General features: G+C 66.5%; 18 protein-coding genes. 13 read left to right on the plus strand and 5 right to left on the minus strand.

Features of this window, described 5'->3' with window-relative positions; all coding sequences use genetic code 11:
- A complete protein-coding gene (locus tag JOF56_RS10300) occupies positions 1–1,464 on the minus strand; it encodes a cytochrome ubiquinol oxidase subunit I (protein ID WP_209636709.1) in 1,464 nt (487 codons plus the stop codon).
- 86 nt (positions 1,465–1,550) lie between these two features.
- Here JOF56_RS10300 and JOF56_RS10305 point away from each other — a divergent pair, with 86 nt between their 5' ends.
- Positions 1,551–2,741 (plus strand): MFS transporter, encoded by a 1,191-nt coding sequence (locus tag JOF56_RS10305; protein WP_209636711.1) that lies wholly within the window; start codon positions 1,551–1,553, stop codon positions 2,739–2,741.
- Here the strand turns inward: JOF56_RS10305 and JOF56_RS10310 are convergent.
- The 3 genes from JOF56_RS10310 to JOF56_RS10320 are packed head-to-tail and all read right to left on the minus strand — an operon-like array spanning position 2,659 to position 5,329.
- The gene (locus tag JOF56_RS10310; protein ID WP_209636713.1) at positions 2,659–3,306 is read right to left on the minus strand and encodes a helix-turn-helix domain-containing protein; all 648 of its coding nucleotides are present in this window, start codon (positions 3,304–3,306) and stop codon (positions 2,659–2,661) included. The two genes, JOF56_RS10305 and JOF56_RS10310, sit on opposite strands and share 83 nt — an antisense overlap.
- The gene (locus tag JOF56_RS10315; RefSeq protein WP_209636715.1) at positions 3,303–4,466 is read right to left on the minus strand and encodes a fumarylacetoacetate hydrolase family protein; all 1,164 of its coding nucleotides are present in this window, start codon (positions 4,464–4,466) and stop codon (positions 3,303–3,305) included. The genes JOF56_RS10310 and JOF56_RS10315 overlap by 4 nt, the downstream gene beginning before the upstream one ends.
- The gene (locus JOF56_RS10320; protein ID WP_307855020.1) at positions 4,463–5,329 is read right to left on the minus strand and encodes a hypothetical protein; all 867 of its coding nucleotides are present in this window, start codon (positions 5,327–5,329) and stop codon (positions 4,463–4,465) included. The genes JOF56_RS10315 and JOF56_RS10320 overlap by 4 nt, the downstream gene beginning before the upstream one ends.
- Positions 5,330–5,396: 67 nt before the next feature.
- On the opposite strand from JOF56_RS10320, the gene JOF56_RS10325 reads away from it, so the two are divergent.
- The 5 genes from JOF56_RS10325 (at position 5,397) to JOF56_RS10345 (ending at position 12,541) form a co-directional block, all read left to right on the plus strand.
- Complete coding sequence (locus JOF56_RS10325) at positions 5,397–6,575, plus strand: homogentisate 1,2-dioxygenase (RefSeq protein WP_209636717.1); 1,179 nt, start codon at positions 5,397–5,399, stop codon at positions 6,573–6,575.
- Between the two features lie 81 nt (positions 6,576–6,656).
- Positions 6,657–7,094, plus strand: a complete 438-nt coding sequence (locus JOF56_RS10330; RefSeq protein ID WP_209636719.1) for a YbaB/EbfC family nucleoid-associated protein — start codon at positions 6,657–6,659, stop codon at positions 7,092–7,094.
- Positions 7,094–7,405 (plus strand): type VII secretion target, encoded by a 312-nt coding sequence (locus tag JOF56_RS10335; protein WP_209636721.1) that lies wholly within the window; start codon positions 7,094–7,096, stop codon positions 7,403–7,405. Before JOF56_RS10330 ends, JOF56_RS10335 begins: the two co-directional genes overlap by 1 nt.
- Complete coding sequence (locus tag JOF56_RS10340) at positions 7,398–11,807, plus strand: DUF6531 domain-containing protein (RefSeq protein ID WP_209636723.1); 4,410 nt, start codon at positions 7,398–7,400, stop codon at positions 11,805–11,807. The genes JOF56_RS10335 and JOF56_RS10340 overlap by 8 nt, the downstream gene beginning before the upstream one ends.
- A gap of 20 nt (positions 11,808–11,827) precedes the next feature.
- Positions 11,828–12,541: a hypothetical protein gene (locus JOF56_RS10345; RefSeq protein ID WP_209636725.1), complete on the plus strand. Its 714-nt coding sequence runs from the start codon at positions 11,828–11,830 to the stop codon at positions 12,539–12,541.
- Positions 12,542–12,551: 10 nt separating this feature from the next.
- Here the strand turns inward: JOF56_RS10345 and JOF56_RS10350 are convergent, their stop codons facing one another.
- The gene (locus JOF56_RS10350) at positions 12,552–12,770 is read right to left on the minus strand and encodes a hypothetical protein (RefSeq protein WP_209636726.1); all 219 of its coding nucleotides are present in this window, start codon (positions 12,768–12,770) and stop codon (positions 12,552–12,554) included.
- A gap of 74 nt (positions 12,771–12,844) precedes the next feature.
- Between JOF56_RS10350 and JOF56_RS10355 the strand changes: the two genes are divergently transcribed.
- From JOF56_RS10355 to JOF56_RS10385, 7 genes are all read left to right on the plus strand, one after another.
- Positions 12,845–13,696 carry a helix-turn-helix domain-containing protein gene (locus JOF56_RS10355; protein ID WP_307855021.1) on the plus strand — a complete coding sequence of 284 codons (852 nt, stop codon included), beginning with the start codon at positions 12,845–12,847 and terminating at the stop codon, positions 13,694–13,696.
- Positions 13,678–14,031, plus strand: a complete 354-nt coding sequence (locus JOF56_RS10360; RefSeq protein ID WP_209648154.1) for a DUF397 domain-containing protein — start codon at positions 13,678–13,680, stop codon at positions 14,029–14,031. Before JOF56_RS10355 ends, JOF56_RS10360 begins: the two co-directional genes overlap by 19 nt.
- Before the next feature lie 73 nt (positions 14,032–14,104).
- Positions 14,105–15,388: an SWIM zinc finger family protein gene (locus JOF56_RS10365; RefSeq protein ID WP_209636730.1), complete on the plus strand. Its 1,284-nt coding sequence runs from the start codon at positions 14,105–14,107 to the stop codon at positions 15,386–15,388.
- On the plus strand, positions 15,385–16,761 hold the full coding sequence (locus tag JOF56_RS10370) for a DUF5691 domain-containing protein (RefSeq protein ID WP_209636732.1): 1,377 nt from the start codon (positions 15,385–15,387) through the stop codon (positions 16,759–16,761). Before JOF56_RS10365 ends, JOF56_RS10370 begins: the two co-directional genes overlap by 4 nt.
- Complete coding sequence (locus JOF56_RS10375; protein WP_209636735.1) at positions 16,758–17,849, plus strand: ATP-binding protein; 1,092 nt, start codon at positions 16,758–16,760, stop codon at positions 17,847–17,849. Before JOF56_RS10370 ends, JOF56_RS10375 begins: the two co-directional genes overlap by 4 nt.
- Positions 17,849–20,026, plus strand: a complete 2,178-nt coding sequence (locus JOF56_RS10380; RefSeq protein ID WP_209636737.1) for a DUF5682 family protein — start codon at positions 17,849–17,851, stop codon at positions 20,024–20,026. The genes JOF56_RS10375 and JOF56_RS10380 overlap by 1 nt, the downstream gene beginning before the upstream one ends.
- Positions 20,023–21,177 carry a VWA domain-containing protein gene (locus JOF56_RS10385; RefSeq protein ID WP_209636739.1) on the plus strand — a complete coding sequence of 385 codons (1,155 nt, stop codon included), beginning with the start codon at positions 20,023–20,025 and terminating at the stop codon, positions 21,175–21,177. Before JOF56_RS10380 ends, JOF56_RS10385 begins: the two co-directional genes overlap by 4 nt.
- Positions 21,178–21,180 lie beyond the last annotated feature (3 nt).

A 21,180-nucleotide genomic window follows, 5' to 3' on the forward strand; every position in this document is an offset into this window, starting at 1 on the left:
CTAGTAGGCGAAGGCCAGTTCGTCTTGTGACTTCTCCACCGGTTTGCCGGGCATCACCCCGGCGATTCCGGCACGGGCGTATCGCCTCAGCAGGAACACCTCAAGCACGGCCAGCGCTGCGTAAACGAGCGTTAACACGATCAGCGAGGTGAGCACTTCACCGACGGTCAGCCCCGAAACCCCTCGTGCGGTGAACATCCAGACACCGTCCACACCGGTCGGATTCGGCACCACGACAAACGGCTGCCGGCCCATTTCCGTGAAGATCCAGCCGAAACTGTTGGCCAGGAACGGTGTCGCGATACCGGCCAATGCGGCCCGGCGGAACCAGGGCGATTTCGGCATGCGGTCCTTCCTGGTCAGCCACAGTGCCGCAGCCGCAGCCAGGGCAGCCAGCGCACCGAACCCGATCATGAGGCGGAAACCCCAGTAGGTGACCGGAAGATTGGGCACGTAGTCGATCGGCTGACCGGACAACTCACCCAGTTGAGGGTCGACCGGATAGAACTCGCCGTACTTGGCCTTGTACTCCTGCACGAGATCGCCGATGCCTTTGACCTCACTGGAGAAATCATTGTGTGCGAGGAACGACAGCAGGGCGGGAACAGTGATGGACTTGACGTTCTCACAGTCCGGCCGTGCCACGTCGCCGTACGCGAAAATCGAGAAACCAGCGGGTTGCTCGGTGTGGCACAGGGCCTCAGCGGCGGCCATTTTCATCGGCTGCTGTTCGAACATCAGCTTGCCCTGGACGTCACCCGTGATGGCCAGAGCCGCGAACGAGATCATGCCCACCCAGCCGCCGAGTTTCAGCGACGCCCGCCACACGGGCCGCTCCTCTTTCCGGCGAGTCAGGTGCCATACCGCGACACCCACCAGGAAAGCGCCGGCGACCGCGAAGCAGCCCGCGATCGTGTGCGGAATCGCGGCCAGTGCGGTGTTGTTCGTCAGCAACGCCCAGATCGAGTTCAGCCGCGGCCGACCGTCGACAAGCTCGACACCGACCGGATGCTGCATCCAGGAGTTGGCCGCGAGAATGAAGTAGGCAGAAGCGACCGTGGCCAGTGAGAAGGCCCACGCACAGGCAAGGTGGACTTTCTTCGGCAACCGGTCCCACCCGAATATCCACAGCCCCAGGAACGTGGACTCGACGAAGAACGCCAGCAGCCCCTCCATCGCCAGCGGTGCCCCGAACGCGTCGCCGACGAACTTCGAGTACGCACTCCAGGACATCCCGAACTGGAATTCCTGGACAATCCCGGTGACCACTCCCATGGCGAAGTTGACCATCATCAACTTGCCCCAGAACTTGGTCATCTTCAGGTATTTCGGATCGCCCGTGCGTACCCACGCCGTCTGCATCCCGGCGACGAGGACCGCCAGTCCGATCGTCAACGGGACCATCAGGAAGTGGTAGACAGTCGTGATCCCGAACTGCCACCTCGCCAGATCCAGTACTTCCACACCATCGATCGTGCTATCGGCAATCCGTTTTCTCTTGCGGCACCAGTCCCCTATCGTCGGGACCAAGGTCCTGTGGGGGTGTGGCTGTGCGTACGCGGTTCGCGATCGCGTCGATCATCGATTCGGCGGCCAGTGGGATGTGGCCACCGTTCATGCTGCTGTTTCTCGTCAACGCACAGCATCTGAGTGAGACGAGCGCCGGGCTGGGGCTGACGATCGGGTCGCTGCTCGGGATCACGGCCGGGCCTGCCGTGGGGATGCTGCTCGATCGGGTGGGGCCGGCGAAGCTGGTGATCGCGTCGAATGTCGTGCGGCTGGCCGCGTTCGCGTACTACCCGCAGGCGAGCACGATCTGGCAGGCCGCGCTGGTCGCGTGTGTGCTCAGCCTGGGTGACCGGCTGTTCTGGACAGCCAATGCGCCGTTCGCGAAGGTGGTGAGTGCGGCCGCGCGGGACGTCGAGCGGCTGCTCGGCTGGCAGTCGATCGGCCGGTTCGGCGGGTTCGGGCTGGGCGCCGGGCTGATCGCGGTCATGCCGGACACGACAGATCCGATCGTGTACGTCGTGGTGGCGTACGTGATCGCGGCGCTGCAGGGTGTGGCGGCGTTGATCCTGATCGGCATCCGGACGCCTCCTGAGCCCAGTGAGGTCAAACCGAGCTGGTCGATCGTGCTCAAGGACCGCCGCTACGTGGCCGTCTGCGCGACACAGATCCTGTTCTGCCTGGCCAGTGTCGGCAAGTACACCGTGCTGCCGCTCGTGATCATCAACGTGCTGCACGGACCGCAGTGGGTGGTCGGCGCGGCGATGATCATCGGCACCGTCGTGTACATCGTGGTGCAGGAACCAGTGCTGCGGATCGCCGAGAAGTACCCCAGGAGTCAGGGCATGGCCGTGGCGGCGGCCATGTTCGCGGTGTGCTTCGCGGCGCTGGCCATCGCACCGGTCACAGCCGTGATCCTCGTGACGAGCGCGGTCATGTCCGTCGCGGAGGCGTTGTTCAGTCCGTTGTCCACGGCCGCGGCGGTCGACGCGGCACCGAAAGAGGCGCAAGGCCGTGCGAGCGCGTTGTTCCAGCTGTCTTGGGGCGTCGCTACGGCAATCGGTCCGGCGATGCTCACCGGCCTGCTCACACTCGGCCTGCCCGTGCTCTGGACGACGCTCACGATCACGTCACTGGCCGCGATCCCGGCGGTCATCGCAACGCGGCCGCGACCTCAGCAGCAGTCCGGACCACCTGAGGCCCCACAACATCCGCGTGCAGACGCTCAAAAGTGACCACGCCGACGCTGGCCCGCAAACCCGCGACGCCACGCACCGGAGCCGCGATCCCGAACGCCCCAGCCTGCAATTCCCCAGAGGTGGCAACCCATTCCGCGCCGTCGAACGGCAGCAGGATCGCCTTGCCGGCCGCGCCTTTGCGCAACGAGTGCCGGGTCCCGACACGGTAGGCCACGTGATACGCGGTCCACGACGGCTCGACGACGGCCACGGCCTGTGCTTCATCGCCGTCGGCGACGGTCAGGTGCGCGGTCGCCCCAATCGACTCGGCCAACTCACGTAGCGCGGGCAGCGCGGCATGCCGTAGTTGCGGCAGAACGCGCGCTGACAGCCTCAGCAGCCCCAGACCTAGGCGGACCCGCGAACCCTCCCGCCGAACGAGCCCACGGGCCTGTAGCGGCACCAGAAGCCGGTACACCGCGGCGCGGCTCGCGCCGATCGCCGCGGCGAGGTCGCTGATGGTCGGCGCCTCGGACTCCGAGTCAGCGACCGCCTGCAGCAGCGCGAGCCCACGGTCAAGCGTCAGCGAGCTCTCTTTGCCATGGACACCCGGCGAGGTCATGACGCCGGTGACACAGTGCCGGCCACCTCCGCGAGACCCACGACCGATCCGTTCGGGCCGGGCGCGGTGGCGGTGATCCGGACTGTGTCGTGGTCCTCCAGGAAGGTCCGCTGGTCGCCGCCGGACAACGTGATCTTGTCGCGGCCGCCCCAGCTCATCTCCAGGAAACATCCCAGCTGCTCACGCGTCGGCCCCGACACCGTGCCGGAGGCGAACAGGTCGCCAGGCCGTACAGTCGCGCCGTTGACGGTCATGTGCGCGAGTTGCTGGGCGAACGAGTAGAACATGTCCGCGAACCGCGGCCGGGACACAATCGTGCCGTTCCAGTCGATCTGCAGCAGCAGGTCCAGGCCCCACGGCTGGTCTTCGACAAGGTAGTCCTGAACCGGGTGGGTACGCGGCGGCGTGTGCACGCGCGCTGCGGAGAACGCGTCGAGCGGGGTCACCCACGCCGAGATGGACGTGGCGAACGACTTGCCCAGGAACGGTCCGAGCGGCTGCGACTCCCAGCCCTGGATGTCACGCGCCGACCAGTCGTTGACCAGCACAACGCCGAACACGTGGTCCGCAGCGGCTGATGTGGATACGCGGCCCACCACGGGACCGCCGCACACGAAGCCCACCTCGGCCTCGATGTCCAAACGCTGTGACGGTCCGAACGCAGGCCCACGCTGCTGACCGTGCGGGCGCACGATGGGTGTGCCCGACACGACGACCGTCCCGGCGCGCCCGTGGTAGCCGACAGGCAGGTGCGTCCAGTTCGGCAGCAGAGGCGAGTCGTTGGGCCGGAAGATCTTGCCCGCGTTCTCCGCGTGGTACTTCGACGAATAGAAGTCCACGTAGTCGGCGACCGCGAACGGCAGCACGGCGCCGTCCAACGGCACCAGGGAAGCACCACGGGGAGCGGCCGAAGCCGAGGTCAGCTCGATCAACCGGGCACGCAGCTCGGTCCAGGTCTCGCGGCCCGCCGCCAGCAACGGATTCAACGAATCCGCCGAGACGATTTCGGCCAGGTCCCCGAACGAGGACGCGATCGGCCGCAACGGCATGGCCTGGTCACCCAGCCGCACCGCGATCTGGCCGTCGATGACGCCGTACGGCAGCGTCTGCGGCCCGAACGGTTGATCAGGCGTGAACGCCTCGTCTTCGACCCACGTCACAGCAGCCCCAGTTCTTCCAGGTCAGCGATCGGCTCAGCGAGCGAGCACGACCCGTACGACGCGAATACGCCACGCACGGCATGCGATGCCGCCTCGGTCAGTTCGCCGGCCTCCTTGGCCAACGCGTCCGAGTCCGTGCTCTCGAGCGCCTCGCGCACGTCACCGCCCGCGAGCGAACGCGCGGTGGCGACAAGCAGGTTGAGGAAGCCGTGGTGGATGAACCCGGTCTCCTCATCCGTATGCCTGACAGCGTTATGCAGGCCTGCAGTCGCCTTGAACGACACCCCGCCGCTGCTGACCACCGTGAGGAAGTCGGAGATCTCCTCGACCGTCGGGAACGCCGACTGGCTCAGCCCGCCGCAGCGCAGCTTCGGCCAGCTGCCGTGCTCGGCGACCTTGCGGATGCTCTCCAGCCAGTCCGGGCCGCCCCGGCGCGGCTCGATCACGCGGATCACGTCTTCCGGAACGAACTCGGAGACCCGCTCCAGCCACTGGTCGTCCACGTCGGACGGGGCCGGCATCTCCACCATCCGCAACGCCAGCAGCTCGGTGCGCGATTCCACGATCGACAGGGCCTTCGGCACACCGCCGAGGCCGGTATCGATCACCAGCGACAGGGCGACCGGTTTGACCGGTTTCGCCTTGATCAGCTCGGTGATCAGCTCCGGCAACCGGGATGCCGGACAGAGAAAGAGGCCCATCACCCCGGCCCGGTTCGACGACCGGGTGGCCAGGTGCGCGGCGATCGCGTCGGGCATCGTCGCGTTGCCGGGAGGGAACAGGGCGGCATCGTCGACAAGCCTCGCGAGCAGGGGCGGAACACCTCGAGGGCCGGGCGGCGGGAGTTCGACTGCGCTTGACACGGCTGACACGCTAGTAGCGTACCGGCAACTGAACAAAAATGTCCGCTATCCGGACACAGGAGAGGACATGCCTTACTACCGAAGCGTGGGCGAGATCCCCCGGAAGAGGCACACCCAGTTCCGCGCCCCGGACGGCTCGCTTTACGCCGAAGAGCTGATGGGTGTGGAGGGTTTCTCCAGCGACTCGGCGCTGCTCTACCACCGGCATCTGCCCACCGCGATCGTCGACGCGGTGCAGATCGAGGACGCCCGGCAGACCTCGCCGAACCTGCCGCTCAAGCCCAGGCACTTCCGTTCGCAGGACCTGAAGTGGGAATCCCCCGCGGAGGTCGACGCGGTGACCGGCAGGCGGCTGCTGTTCGGCAACGCGGACGTCAAGATCTGTTTCGTCGCGGCCACCCGGCCTTCGCCGCTGTACCGCAACGCGGCCGGCGACGAGCTGCTGTACGTGCAGACCGGGACCGCGGTCGTCGAGACCATCTACGGCTCGCTGACTGTCGGCGACGGCGACTACATCGTCATCCCGACCTCGTGCACCTATCGAGTGGTTCCCGGCGACGACCTGCGGATGCTTGTGCTCGAAGCGACCGGCCACATCGGCCCGCCCAAGCGGTACCTCTCCAAGAAGGGCCAGTTCCTCGAGCACTCGCCGTACTGCGAGCGCGACCTACGCGGCCCCACGGAGCCGCTTCTCGTCGACGGTACGGACGTGGACGTGTTCGTACGGCACCGCGCGGGCGTCACGCGCTTCACCTACGCCAACCACCCGTTCGACGTGGTCGGCTGGGATGGCGCGCTGTACCCGTGGGTGTTCAACATCCGCGACTTCGAGCCGATCACCGGGCGCGTGCATCAGCCGCCGCCCGTGCACCAGACCTTCGAGGGCCCCAACTTCGTGGTGTGCTCGTTCTGCCCGCGCAAGGTCGACTACCACCCGCTCGCGGTCCCGGTGCCGTACAACCACGCGAACGTCGACTCCGATGAGCTGATGTTCTACGTCGGCGGGAACTACGAGGCCCGCAAGGGTTCCGGGATCGGCCTGGGCTCGTTGTCGCTGCACCCCTCGGGTGTCACGCACGGCCCGCAGCCCGGTGCGGTCGAAGCTTCCCTTGGCGCGGAACAGTTCGACGAGACAGCGGTCATGGTGGACACGTTCCGGCCGCTTGAACTGGGCGAAGGCGCGGAGGCCTGCGAGGACCCGCGGTACGCGTGGAGCTGGGCGAAACGAGGGCCTGATTGGCCGTAACCACTCGGCCATCCGACTGAACTTGGGAACCGCGCCGGACACGGCGGCGTCGCTCCGGGTACGAAGACCGGGGAGGTGGCGATGTCCGATCCACTGTCCAACATCGAGCGCATGGTCAGCGAATGGGAGCGCAACGCGGAGGAGAACGCCGCCCGCTACCAGAACATGCAGCAAGAGGTCGAACGGATCTCGATCACCGAGTCCGCCGCGGACGGCGCGGTCCGCGTCACCGTGGGCGCCAACGGCATCCCGACGAACGTCGAGATGACAGACAGAGTCAGCCGCCTACGCCCCGACGAGATCGCTGCGGCGGTCATGCAGGCGATGACCAAGGCGCAGAGCCGTTACCCGGAGGAACTCGCCCGCATCATGGGCGAGACCGTCGGCGACACGGCCGCGACGCAACATATCCTGGCCACCGCCCAGGCCTCGTTCCCGTCAGCGGAGGAACCGCCGCGCCCACCCCAAACGCGCGGCGATGACGGTGATGACGACGGCTTCGGCTCGGTGATGCGCTGATGCCTGACGCCGGCTACGAAGTCCTGACCGGGGAACTGACCGCCCACGCGGGCAAGGTCGACGGCTTCGCCGACCGCCTGCAGACAGCAGTGGACGCAGCCCGCCAGGTCACCATGAACAACGACGCCTACGGCGTGATCTGCCAGCCCTTCGCGTTGCTGCTGCAGCCTTTCGAGGAAATGGGCGTCAACGCCTTGACGAAGGGCTCGGAGACAGTCCGGGAAACCGCCGGAACTGTCCGCGACGCAGCCAAGTCGTACGACACTTCCGAAGCAGCCAGGGCATCGAGCTTCCGAGGCACCGATGTCTGATGGAAACCCTCTGGTAGCAACAGCTCAGAGCGATACGACAGCGGTCACCGGGATCGGCATCGCCGAGTCCTCTGTGGATCTCGCCAACGGAATCTCCAATGGTGACTGGGTCGAGGCCGGTCTGGGCGCGGTCGGTGTGGGCCTCGAAGTGCTCTCGATGGTCATCGACCCGATCGGCACCATCGCCTCCTACGGCGTGTCGTGGCTGATCGAGCACGTCCAGCCGTTGAAGGAAGCCCTGGACTGGTTCGCCGGGGACCCACCGGTGATCCGTTCCTTCAGCGAGACCTGGGCCAACATCGCCGCCGAGGTCGGCAAGGTCGCCGCGGACTACGGCAACGAAGCCAAGGCCGGCACCGGCGGCTGGACAGGCCAGTCCGCGGACACCTACCGCGGCAAGGCAGCCGAGACCGCCGACGCGATCTCCGGCGCGGGCGCCCTGGCCGACGGGATCTCCGCCGGTGTGATGATCATGGGCGAGGTCGTCGCCGCGGTCCGCGAAATCGTGCGTGACCTGGTCGCCGAGGTCGTCGGCAAACTCATCACCTGGGCCCTGGAGGCCGTCGCCACCCTGGGTCTGGGCACCCCGGTGATCGTCGCCCAGGCCACGGCCGCGATCTCCAAGGTCGTCAACAAGATCGCCGACCTGGTCCGCAAACTCGTCAAGACCATCGGCAACGTCACCCCACGCATCCGCAAGGTCATCGACAAACTCGACGAGATCATCGCCAAGCTCGGCAAACTGGGCCGCAAGGGCGACGCCCCAAGCTCGTCCACCACGCCGAGTTCCTCCGCGAGCGCTCCGGACGGCGTCCGTTCCCCGGATACCCCCGGCACCAGCACAACCCCGTCCGGCACGGACACGCCCGACGTCACCTCGCCGGACGGCACGACCAGCCCGTCCGGGACGAAGTCGTCGGACGAGCCGAACATGCGGCAGGAAACGTCGACCGATCCGCAAGGCAAGGCCCGCGAGGAGAACAACCGCGTCTGCAAGGACGACCCGATCGACATCGCCTCGGGCGAGATGATCCTCCCGCAGACAGATGTGGACCTGGCCGGTGTGCTTCCCCTTGTGCTGCGCCGCACCCATGTGTCGACCTACCGGGTCGGGCGGACTTTTGGCAGGTCCTGGGCGTCCACGCTGGACCAGCGGCTGGAGGCGGACGCGAACGGCGTCTACTTCGCCGCCGAGGACGGCATGCAGTTGAAGTACCCGGCTCCGTTGAACGGCACATCGGTACTTCCCGCGTATGGGCCGCGGTGGCCACTCGACCATGTACCCGACGGCGGCTACACGATCACCAACCCGGAGACCGGCCTGGTCCGGCATTTCGGCCCCACGACTGCGGGTGCGTTGCCGATCCAGGCGATCAGCGACCGCAACGGCAATCGGATCGTGTTCCACTACGACGACGAAGGAGTCCTGACTGACGTCAGGCACTCCGGCGGTTATCACCTTCGAGTCGAGACGACCGATCGGCTGGTTGTCGCGATCCACCTCGTACGGCCGGCCGCCCCAGAGGTCACGCTGGTCCGGTACCGCTACGACGAAGCCCTCCGGTTGTCCGAAGTGGTCAACTCTTCAGGCAGCGCACTGCGGTTCGAGTACGACAGCTCGGATCGGATCGTGCAATGGGTCGACCGCAACGAGATGTGGTACCGCTACACCTACGACGAACACGGTCGATGCGTACGCACGCAGGGTGGCGACGGATTCCTCAACGGAACCTTCGCCTACCAGCCGGGCCGGACTGTATGGACCGATTCGCACGGCCACGACACCGTCTTCCATCTCAACGACTACCGTCAGGTCGTTCGTGAGGTGGACCAGCTGGGCGCGGTCACGCTGTCCGAATGGGATCGTTACGACCGCCTCCTGGCCAGGACGGATCCGCTTGGCCGCACCACCCGGTACGACTACGACGGTTCCGGTGACCTCATCGCGATCGTACGGCCGGACAGCGAGCAGACCAGCATTTCGTACAACTCGTTGCGGCTACCGACGAGAATCGTCGATCCGGACGGCGGTGTCTGGCTGCAGAGCTACGACCAGAAGGGCAATCTGACCTCGGTCACCGATCCTTCAGGTGCGGTCACCCAGCGGATTCACGACGCCCGGGGCAACATCGCCGAAGTGGTCGACGCACTGGGCAATCGCGGGCGAATCGTCTGCGACGCGGCCGGGTTGCCGGTCGCTCTGACCGACCCGATGGGCGGCATAACGCGTTATGTCCGCGATCCGTTCGGCCGGATCGGGCAGATCATCGATCCGGTCGGCGGCGTAACACGTCTCAATTGGACAGTCGAAGGCCGGCTGGTGTCCCGCACCCTGCCGGACGGTGGGACCGAACGGTGGCGTTACGACGGCGAAGGCAACGTTGTCGAGCATGTCGACGCCGTCGGACAGGTCACCCGCACGACATATGTCGGCTTCGACCAACCGTCGTCCAAGACCGGTCCCGATGGCGGCCGGCTGCAATTCGCGTATGACACGGAACTTCGCCTGGTGTCGGTCACCAACCCGCAAGGTCTGATCTGGCGGTACGAATACGACGCGGCTGGTCGGCTCGTGCGGGAGACCGACTTCAACGGCCGGGTGATCGCCTACCGGCATGACGCCGCGGGGCAAGTAGTCGAACGTGCCAACGGTGCTGGTGAAGTCACTACCTTCACCCGCGACGCGTTGGGGCAGATCGTTGAGAAGCGGTCCGGCGAGTCGCTCACGACATTTGCCTACGACAAGGCAGGCCGGGTTGTCAGGGCGACGAACTCCGACGCGGACGTGACGTTCGAGCGGGACGCACTGGGCCGTGTCCTTGCTGAGACGACAAACGGACGCACGGTCCGCTCCACGTACGACTTGACCGGCCGTCGCATAACACGGCAAACCCCTACGGGCGTGCGAAGCACATGGCACTACAACGCGAACGATCAACCAGTCGCGTTGCACACCGCCGGCCGCACGCTGCAGTTCAGCTACGACGCGGCCGGGCGGGAAGTCGCACGTCACCTGGGCGGCGCCGTGTCGCTCGCGCAGTCGTGGGACGCCGGCCACCGGTTGCTCCGTCAGACAATCGCCACACACGCGGGGCAGCCCGTGCAGCAACGCGCGTATCACTATCGACCTGACGGCAATCTCGCTCGCGTCGATGACCAGCTCGGCGGATCGCGCCGATTCGAACTCGACAGGTCCGGCCGGGTCACTGCCGTACATGGCGCGCGATGGACCGAGCGGTACGCGTATGACACGGCAGGCAACGTCACAACTGCCACACCGGGTCCGCGCGAGTACGCAGGCACGCTGGTTCGGCGCGCAGGCAACGTTTACTACCAGCACGATGCCCAGGGACGCGTCATACTGCGCAATTCGCGTTCGTTGTCAGGCAAAACGCAAGCGTGGACATACACCTGGGATGCGGATGACCGCCTGACCGGAGTGACCACACCGGACGGAACCCGTTGGCGGTATGCCTACGACCCGGCTGGCCGCCGGATCGCGAAGAAGCGGCTCGCCGAGACGGGGGTCGAGGTCGTCGAACAGATCGATTTCACCTGGGACGGCTCGGTGCTGGCCGAGCAGACCCAGTCAGGCCGGGCAGTGACCTGGGACTTCGAACCGGGCAGCATGCGTGCGGTCAGCCAGCTCGAGCGGGCTCAGGATTCGCAGGCATGGATCGACCGGCAGTTCTATGCCATCGTGACGGATTTGATCGGCACGCCGACGGAAATGCTCGATCCGGACGGCGGGCTGGCCTGGCGATCGCAGACGAACCTCTGGGGCGCCGCGCTGGCCGAACTCAGCGGCGGGCCGTCCTGCCCGCTGCGCTTTCCCGGCCAGTACCACGACCCTGAAACCGGTCAGCATTACAACTATCACCGTTACTACGACCCGGTCGCCGGCCAGTATCTCAGCAGCGATCCACTCGGACTGAGCGCCGGGCCGAATTCATACGCCTACGTCAGCAATCCGACTCGGCAGTACGACCCATTCGGCCTGACAGCCTGCGAGCGAGCCAAACGGCTTGCGAACCGGACCACCGAGAACGCCCGCAACGGCCGGGTCCGGGAAACTCCCGACTATCACGGAAGGCTGTCCAGAGAGCGCGAACTGGAAATCCTGTCGAATCCCGACGCTGTCTACCATTCGACCGGCACAGGCGGCCGTTTTATTTTCCGCCAGGGTGAGGACGTCGTCATCACCCAGGGACCCGGCAGCCAGGCGGGCCAGCTCGTGACCAGCTACGGCCCGTCCGGTCCGCGCGGGGACAGCGGCGCGGCGATCTTCGGCGGTTCACCGAGTGATCCCGGATTGCCCGTCACGCATGAGCAGATTGTCAATGGTACGGTTCCCACCCCGTCTGGTGACACGCTGCCGCCGGCCGTCCAGATTCTTCCTTAGGGCGCACACCAATGTCACATATGCCACCAATCGAAGTAGTCGAGGGTGACCCGCTGCCACTGACACCGCGCTTGGCAATCCTCGGGCTCACTCTGGACGTCGGGCCGTATACGAGCCCGGAAGAACACGAACGCCATGTGCTGGCGACAATCGGCAGCGGCAACTGGCATCCCTCGGAATACGACGAGTTCCGATTCGACCGCGCAACGGGCCTGCTGAGCAGTCTTCGGCTGCACATACCTGAGCGAAACGCACAAACAGATTCCTGGCGTGCCGCTCCGGTTCTGCAGGGCACGATCGGCCTGAAAGACCTGGTTTCTTTCACGATGAATCCTTGCGTGACACGGCATGCCACCTTGACCGAGCTGACTTGCCTGTACTCAGCCGATCCGCTGCCGGAGATCACTCGCGTGCGAGTGGCACCGAACGTCGACCTGCTGGTGTCCGGGGACCGGTTGCACGGCTGGACTTTGCGTGAACCGGAGCGATTCCTGGTCTCCGGCCGGGAATTCCCCCAGACCGGCGCAGCCGATCCTGGCCTCGCGGCTCTGCTGAAGGACTACTTCGACCTGGTGGCGGACCCCGCGATCGAACGGATCGAGGACCAGGATCCGGACATGCTCAAAGCCCTGCGCGATCTCGCCGATCGGATTCGCTCCCGCAATGGCGTGCCCGAACGCCGCGAGGCCCTGCTGGCCAAGGTCAACGACATCATCGACTTCTTCTACGACTGAGCGTCCGGGGTCATTGGTACTCCCATTGGAGGTCGAGAGCGCGCGTGTTGCCGTAGCGGGCGAGGGCTTCTTCGGCTGAATTGTGGACGCCGAACATTGTGCGGTGGGTGAGCGGATCGCGGCGGTAAACGATGGCCTCGACGTCGTCGTCGGTGGCGATCTCCATGCCCCAGGCAAAGATCTTGTCGGGGTCCTCGGCGCTGACGAGAGTGAACAGCTGAGCTTCCATGGGTAGTACTATCCACATGGGACGCATAGCACCGGGATTCCCAGTCCTGGAAGGGCTAAGTGCACACTGGTTTTGTGGCCAATCCACCTCGGGCTTCGTACCTGTGTCGCAAGGTCGGCGCGAAACTGCGCAGGTTGCGCGAGCAGTCCGGGCACACGCTGAAGTCGGCGGCGCCCCTGCTCGACAAAACACGCAGTGCGCTGCACAGAGTCGAAACCGGCGAGACCAGGCCGAACGTGCATTTGGTCAAGTCCATGATGGACCTGTACGACCAATACGATCCGCATCTGCTCGATGAGGTACGAAGAGCCCTGCAACCACCATGGTTCCGGGCTTTCGGCGTGAAAGGCACAGGGGCCTACCTCGCCGTGGAGACCGAAGCCACTCGAATGAGTGAATTCTCCGTGCAGTTGGTACCCGGTCTCCTGCAAACGGAGCGATACATGCGCGCATTGTTCATCTCGCGCAACTCCGATGAGGAGCACGTTGCCAAATCGGTCGCCATCAGGCTGGCCCGCCAGCGCCGCTTGACTTCAGAAGATCATCCGCTGCACTGCTGGGCGGTGATCGATGAGGCCGCGCTGCTCCGACAAATCGGTGGCACCGATGTCATGCGCGAGCAACTCCAGCATCTGGTCGCCGTCGCCGACCTGCCCACTGTCAGGTTGCGAGTGCTGCCACTGAGCTATGGAGCGCACTATGCGATGCCCGGGGCATTCTTCATCCTGACATTCCCCGATCCAACCGACCCTGAGTACCTGTTCATCGAGAATCTCAACGGAACCGTTCACAACGAGGAGAAGGACCAGGTCGAGAAGGGTAAAATAGCGTTCGACCAAGTCCAGTCGGCCGCACTCACCGTGGCCGACTCGGTGGCGCTGATCAAGCGAATGCTGGAGGCACAGCCGTGGACAACGCCTTACTGAGATGGCGAAAGAGCAGCTTCAGCGGCAACGCGGGTGGTGAGAACACCGGCTGCGTCGAGGTCGCACATGTCCTGTCGGCCTTGCTGACGGGCGGCCATAGCACCTCGAACTCCGGCTGTGTCGAGCCTGCTCGCAATCCGCTGACTCGGCTGAACACCCAGGACACTGACTGCATCCAGCCCGCGCGCAACCCACTGACCCAGCCACGCACCAGCGATCCCACCTGCGTCGAGCCCGCTGCCGCCGTTCGCGACTCCAAGGCTCCCGACACCGGCATGCTCACGTTCCCCACTGCCCCTTGGGGCAGGTTTCTGCAGGCCTTGATCAACGGCTGACCTGGGCTTACCGGAACTGTCGGTGGGTGCCCCTAAAGTCTCCTGTAGATCGGACTTTTGGGGGTCTTGCAGCATGGATGTCGACGCGGTCCTGGCTCTGGCGCCGGACAAGCAGGTCGCGACGAGCGCGGCCCGGCTCGCGGCGCCGGGCAACTGGAGCGCGCTCGGCCACGACCAGCATGTTCTGTGGGGCCTGTGCAAGGGCAGCGGCAAAAAGCCCTATCAGGTGTGCGTCGATCTGGAGGATCGCGGCACCAAGTGCACCTGCCCTTCACGCAAGTTCCCCTGCAAACACGCTGTCGCCGTCCAGGTCCTTCATGTCCGGGGCGGCACTTCCGAGGCAGAACCACCCGAATGGGTGGGCGAGTGGTTGCACAAGCGGGAGGTTCGCAAGACTCCCAAACCTCTCGACGACTCCCCCGAGGCTGTCGAGCGGCGGGCCGCTCAGCGCGAGAAGACCGCTGAGGCAAGGGATCTCGCCGTCCAGGGCGGCGTCGCCGGGCTCAGGGAGTGGCTGGCCGATGTCGCTCGCCGGGGCATCGCCGAGCTGGCCGGGCGGGATCGGGCCTGGTGGGAGGCGATCATCCGGCGCATGGTCGACGCGCAGGCCCCTGGGCTGGCCAACGCTTTGGAAGATCTCGCGGCCGTCGTCTTCTCCGGCGGGGTGAACTGGGCCGAGCGGGCCGCCGACCGGATCGGCGGGCTTCACCTGCTCGCCACGCTTGCCGCGAATCCGCCGCCTGAACTGGCCGATGTCGTGCGGATGCGACTTGGCTACACCTCGACCGAGCAGGAAGCGCTGGCTCAGCCGGCCTGGACCGACAGATGGGTTGTCCTGCTGCGTAAAGACGAAGACGACGGCCGGGTGCGGACCACTCGCCAGTGGGTCTGGGGCCGGGAACGCCGCGAATGGGTCACCGTGGTGCGTCATGCCGCAGGTGGCGCCATTGCCGGACCCGCACTTCCCAATGGGGAGTTCATGGGCAATCTCCATCCGTACCCTGCCGGGGCTCCGCGGCGGATGGCGGTCGGCGAGCGCGAACCTTCCGTGAAGGCTCAGCCGATCGAGCTCTCGGCGACCTGGACCGATGCTCTTGCCGGGTTGGAGCCATTGCTGCGCAAGGATCCTTGGCAACGCCTGCATCCGCTCGCCTGCCGGGAGATCCGGTTGGGCGAGGGGCTCGTCGCGGTCGACGCCGATGGGCGTGCGTTGCCTGTGGTCGACGATGTCGCGGCCGACCGTGCCCTGGCCATCCATGGTGGCCAGCCGTTCGATGCGGTCGGGCTTTGGGACGGGTGGTCCGTTCGCATCGGCGCCGCTGCCGCTCCCGGTGGTGCGCTGGAGGTGATCTCTTGAGCTGGGCCGAGATCACTCAGAAGCTCGTCATCGGTTCGCCGGACACCGAGCAGTTGCTGGCCGACTGCGCCGCGTTCGGCCTGGCCAGGCGGGGTGGCCGGGTCGCGCCTGAGTCTGAGGCGGCGATGATCCCGCCCGCTCCCGCCGACAACCGGCGCGAGGCGAACGCGAAGGTCGGTGCGATCTTCAGCCAGGTCATGGCGACCGAGGACAACGAGATGCTCCGCGAGTGCTGCCTCGCGCTCGACCGTGCCGGGCTGGTCGTCCCGTATCGGCAACTGCCCGACATTCTGGCCGCCGCGACCGCGCGTTCCGTCGTGCGCGATGCGGTGACGCCCGCGCTCGGGGCACGTGGACGTTGGCTGGCACAGCGGCGCGTGGGCTGGGCTTGGGCTGCGGGCGGCCTGGACGACGGCGAGAAGATCGACATCGAGGAAGCTCTCGATCTGCCTCCCGCACAACGCAAGTCGCGTCTTGTCACCGCCCGCAAGCGGGACATCGCGGGGTTCCGTGCCTATGTCGCCGAGAACTGGACCGAGCTCAAGCGAGTCGAAGACCGCAAGCTGCTGATCGCGGCTCTGGTTGAAGGCCTCGCGTCTGAGGACGAGCCGTTGCTCGAACAGGCGCTGGACGACCGGTCCACCAACGTCCGCGAAGAAGCCGTCGTCCTGCTGCGCAAGCTGCCGGGCTCCGCACTGTCCAAACGAGCCGAGCAAAGACTCCGCGACGGCTTGCTCGAAGAGACCATCGACCTGCATCCGGAGGGCCCGTATGAGCAGGAGCCCAACCGCGAGGAACTCCGTGATTCCCCGGTGCGCCGCACTGGTTCGGCGCGTCTGAAGGCCGATGCTTCGAGCGTTTCGCCGGACTTCTGGATCGACTGGCTTGGGCCCAAGGCGCCGCGCAAGATGCGGCTCAGTCCTTGGGGCACAGCGCTTCTGCAGGGTCTCGCCGAGAACCTGGCTGCCGCGACCGACCCTGTCCCGTGGCTGACCGATCTGGCGTCGACGATCAGTTCGACCGCGCTGCTCGACGCGCTGGACGCGTTGCCCGCACCGACCTTGTCCCGGGTGTTGATCAAGCTTGCGGGCTCGTGGGATGCCAATGAACTCGACTACTTCTGCGGGCTGCTGCCGTCCCCGTGGCATCCGGATGTCACGCGGGTCGTGCTGGAGCGGTTCGCCGAACTCGCCGATAGAGGCTGGCGCGTCGGCCGTCCGCCTGAGGCGTTGTTACGCCGTGGCGACCTGAGAGTCCTGCATGATCACTGGCCGCGCATAGCCGCGCGCTGGCCGGTGCACGGTGCCGAAGAACTTGTCCTGCGGCTGAGAACCGAACTCCATGAAGAAATCGAACGGAGCGAAACCCCGTGACGGCAACAAACGTGCTGCGCCCCAGCGCGGAAACGCAGTACGCGGAAGAGCTGGCCGCCCTCGCCGCGAACGACGACAAGCAGCGGCCGCCGCAGTGGAAGCTGTCGCCGCAAGCAGTCGTGCGATACATCCTCGGCGGAACGTTGCCTGACGGCACGGTCATCTCCCCCAAGTATGTCGGCGAGCGTCGTCTCGTCGAGGTCGCAGTCGGCACGCTGGTGACCGACCGCGCGCTGTTGCTTGTCGGTGTGCCGGGTACGGCCAAGTCGTGGCTGTCCGAGCACCTGTCCGCCGCGATCAGTGGCGACTCCACGCTGATCGTGCAGGGCACGGCCGGCACCAGCGAAGAAGCCGTCCGATACGGCTGGAACTACGCGCGGCTGATCTCCGAGGGCCCGAGTGAGGCCGCTCTGGTGCCGAGCCCGGTCATGCGCGCAATGCAGACCGGCGCCGTCGCGCGTGTCGAAGAGCTGACGCGAATGCCCGCCGAGGTGCAGGACTCGTTGATCACGATCCTGTCCGAGAAGGCGTTGCCCGTGCCGGAGCTGAACATGCAGGTCCAGGCGATCGCCGGGTTCACCGTGATCGCGACGGCCAACGACCGCGACCGTGGTGTGAACCAGATGTCGTCCGCGTTGGCCCGGCGCTTCAACACCGTTGTGCTTCCGCCGCCCGCGACCGAGGACGCCGAGGTCGAGATCGTCAGCCAGCGTGCCGCGCAACTCGGCCGTGCGCTGGAACTTCCGGCCGAGCCGCCGTCGCTCGACGAGGTCCGCCGGGTTGTCCGGATCTTCCGTGAGCTGCGCGGTGGCACCACGTCCGACGGCCGCACCCAGCTCAAAAAGCCCAGCGGCAGCCTGTCCACTGCTGAGGCGATCTCGGTCGTGACCAGCGGAATGGCGTTAGCGGCCCACTTCGGTGACGGCAGTCTGGGTGCCGACGAGCTGGCGGCGGGCCTGCTCGGCGCGGTGATCAAGGACCGGGTGTCGGACACCGCGGCCTGGCAGGAGTACCTCGAAGCAGTGGTCAAGGAGCGCAAGGAATGGCGCGACCTCTACCGGGCATGCCGGGAGCTGGACCCGGCCTGATGAAACCCCTTCCCGACCGGGTGACGCTGCTCGGCATCCGGCACCACGGCCCTGGCTCGGCGCGTATGGTCCGCGCCGCGCTGGATGTCGTGCGCCCGCAATTGGTGCTGGTCGAAGGCCCTCCGGACGCGGACAACCTCGTGCCGCACGTCCGTGAGCTCACGCCGCCCGTGGCCCTGCTGCTGCACGACGCAGCCGACCCAGCTGACGCTTCGTTCTGGCCATTCGCACGGTTCTCGCCAGAGTGGCAGGCGCTCGACTGGGGCGCCCGCAACAACGTCGACGTCCGGTTCGCCGACCTGCCAGCCGGGATTTCCCTGTTCTACGAGCGAACCGACACCGACCGCGTAGCCGTCGACCCGTTGGGCGTGCTCGCCGAGGCAGCCGGGTTCGACGACGCGGAACGCTGGTGGGAGGACGTCGTCGAGCACTCCAGCGCCGAGCCGACGCAGATGGCGGCGGCCATCGCCGAGGCCATGACAGCGGTGCGGGAGGAGTTCGCCGACACCGTCGACATGCGGACTTTGCAGCGTGAGGCGTGGATGCGCCAGGTGCTGCGAAAGGCGTTGACCGAGGTCGACGGTCCGATCGTGGTGGTGTGCGGCGCTTGGCACGTGCCTGCGCTCCAGGAGTTGCCCGCGGCCAAGGCGGACACCGACCTGCTCAAAGGCCTGACCAAGCGGAAGATCGCAGGCAGCTGGGTGCCGTGGAGTCATGGTCGGCTCGCCGCGACTTCCGGTTACGGCGCGGGTGTGGAGTCGCCTGGGTGGTACGCGCATCTATGGGAGCACCCGCACGACACCATCCCGCGTTGGATGGCGCGGACCTCCCATGTGCTGCGCGAGGAGGGCTTGCCCGCTTCGACCGCGAGTGCTGTGGAGGCCGTGCGTTTGGCGGACACGCTGGCGGCACTGCGCGGACGGCCTTCGCCTGGGTTGTCCGAGGTCAGTGAGGCCGCTTTGGCCGTGCTGTGCGGCGGCGACGATGTCGGGCTCCGGATCGTGCACGAAAAGCTCGTCGTCGGCGAGGAGCTTGGTGCCGTCGGCGAGGGCGTGCCCAGGTCGCCGCTGGCTACAGACCTGGAACGGTTGCAGCGCAAGTTAAGGCTGCCACCGAACGCCGCCGAGAAGAGCTTCCGGCTGGACCTGCGGCGGGACATCGACCGCGGCCGGTCTCGCCTGCTGCGCCGATTGCACGTGCTTGACGTGCGGTGGGGCGAGCCAGACGAAACCACGACTCTCGGCACGTTCGCCGAAGCCTGGAAGGTCCAGTGGGACCCGGGACTCGCCGTCGCGGTCGCTGCCGCGGCCCGGCATGGCGCGACGGTCGAGGGCGCGGCTGAGCACGTCTTGCTGGACCAGGCCAAAGAGGCCGACACGGTCGCCAAAGCCGCCGAGGTCCTGCGGGAGGCAGTCGCCAGCGAGCTCGCCGGAGCCGTCACGGCCGCCCGGATCGCCTTGGACCGGTGTGCCGCGGCGGCCACGGACGCTCTCGAACTCCTGCAGGCTTTACCCGCCCTGGCCAGCACTGTCCGATATGGATCGGTTCGTGGGACCGACCCTGAGCTGCTGCGTGCCGCCATGCACGGGTTGCTTGCCCGTGGTGCTGTCGGCCTTCCGTTAGCGTGCAACGGCATTGACGACCAGACAGCCGAGAAGGCACTGGCTGCTTTGGACAATGCACACGAGGCTGTCATCGTCGCCGCAGACGAGGAGCACACCGTCGTTTGGTGGGAGGCGTTACACCGGCTCGTCCGCGTGGAGCCACCCGCGCATGGCCTACCAACAGGTCGGGCAACTCGCTTGTTGTGGGAGGACGACCGTCTCGACACCGAGGCCGTCGCCGTACGGATGCAACGAGCCGTATCAGCTTCCGGAGCAGGCGCTGCTTTTGTCGCCGGGTTCTTGCGCGGCTCGGCCATACGACTGGCAGCCGACCCACGACTGCTGGGCCTTGTCGACGAGTGGCTGACCGGGTTGCCCAACGAGGCGTTCGAGGACGCTCTGCCGTTGCTACGCCGGGCGATCTCCAGTTTCTCCGCGCCCGAACGCCGCACGCTCGCCGAGCGCGTCGCGCAGGGCGGTTCGTCGGTGCTGGTCGTGGACGACGGCGACAGCGAACGCACCGCACGGCTCGTTGAGTTCGTGCGCGGTTTGTACGAGGGGGCACGGGTATGACCGAAGAGCGTTTGCGCCGGTGGCGGCTACTGCTGGGGCCCGAAGCCGAGGGCCTGACCGGCCTCGGCGAAGACGATTCACGCCGCGACAACGCTCTGACCGCGCTGTACGGCGGTGGCGGGGATGGTGACGGCAAGCGCGGTGCCGGTCTCGGCTCCAGTTCACCCAAGCTGCATCGCTGGCTCGGGGATGTGCGGACGTACTTCCCCACTTCGGTTGTGCAGGTCATGCAACGTGACGCCGTGGAACGGCTCGGCCTGACCAAGCTCTTGCTCGAACCGGAGCTGCTGTCGTCGGTCGAACCGGACGTGCACCTGGTCGGCACGTTGATCTCACTGTCCGGCGCGATCCCCGCCCGCACAAGGGAAACCGCACGCGCGGTGGTACGCCAGGTCGTCGAGGAGATCGAACGCAAACTCGCCGACCGGCTCATCGCCGCTGTCACCGGCGCCGTCGACCGGTCGCGACGCACCCGCCGGCCGAAGATGTCCGATGTGGACTGGTCGGCCACCATCCGCGCGAACCTCAGGCACTACCAGCCCGACCAGCGCACACTGGTGGTCGAGAGCCTGATCGGCTCACACCGCCAGTCCCGCAGCGCAGCGCTTCGCGATGTCATCCTGCTGGTCGACCAGTCCGGCTCGATGGCCGAGTCCGTTGTGTACTCGGCTGTCTTCGGCGCGACCCTGGCATCACTGCGCTCGGTGAACACCCGGCTCATCGTCTTCGACACCGAGGTCGTCGACCTCACCGAAACCCTCGACGACCCAGTCGACGTGCTGTTCTCCACCCAACTCGGCGGCGGCACCGACATCAACCGCGCCGTCGCCTACGCCCAGCAACACATCCGCCGCCCCGCCGACACAGTCGTCGTCCTCATCAGCGACCTCTACGAAGGCGGCGTCGCCGCCGAACTCCAACGCCGAGTCCGCGAAATGGTCGCCAGCGGTGTCACAGTCGTCGTCCTGCTCGCCCTCTCCGACAGCGGAAAACCCTCCTACGACCACGAACTCGCCGCCCGCCTCTCCGCCCTCGGCGCCCCCTCTTTCGCCTGCACCCCCGATGCCTTCCCAGACCTCCTCGCCACAGCCCTCCGCCGCGAAGACATCCCCACCTGGGCCGAACAACAAGGAATGCCCGTAGGCCGCTAACTC

It is taken from the genome of Kibdelosporangium banguiense, assembly GCF_017876405.1.
GTDB lineage: Bacteria > Actinomycetota > Actinomycetes > Mycobacteriales > Pseudonocardiaceae > Kibdelosporangium > Kibdelosporangium banguiense.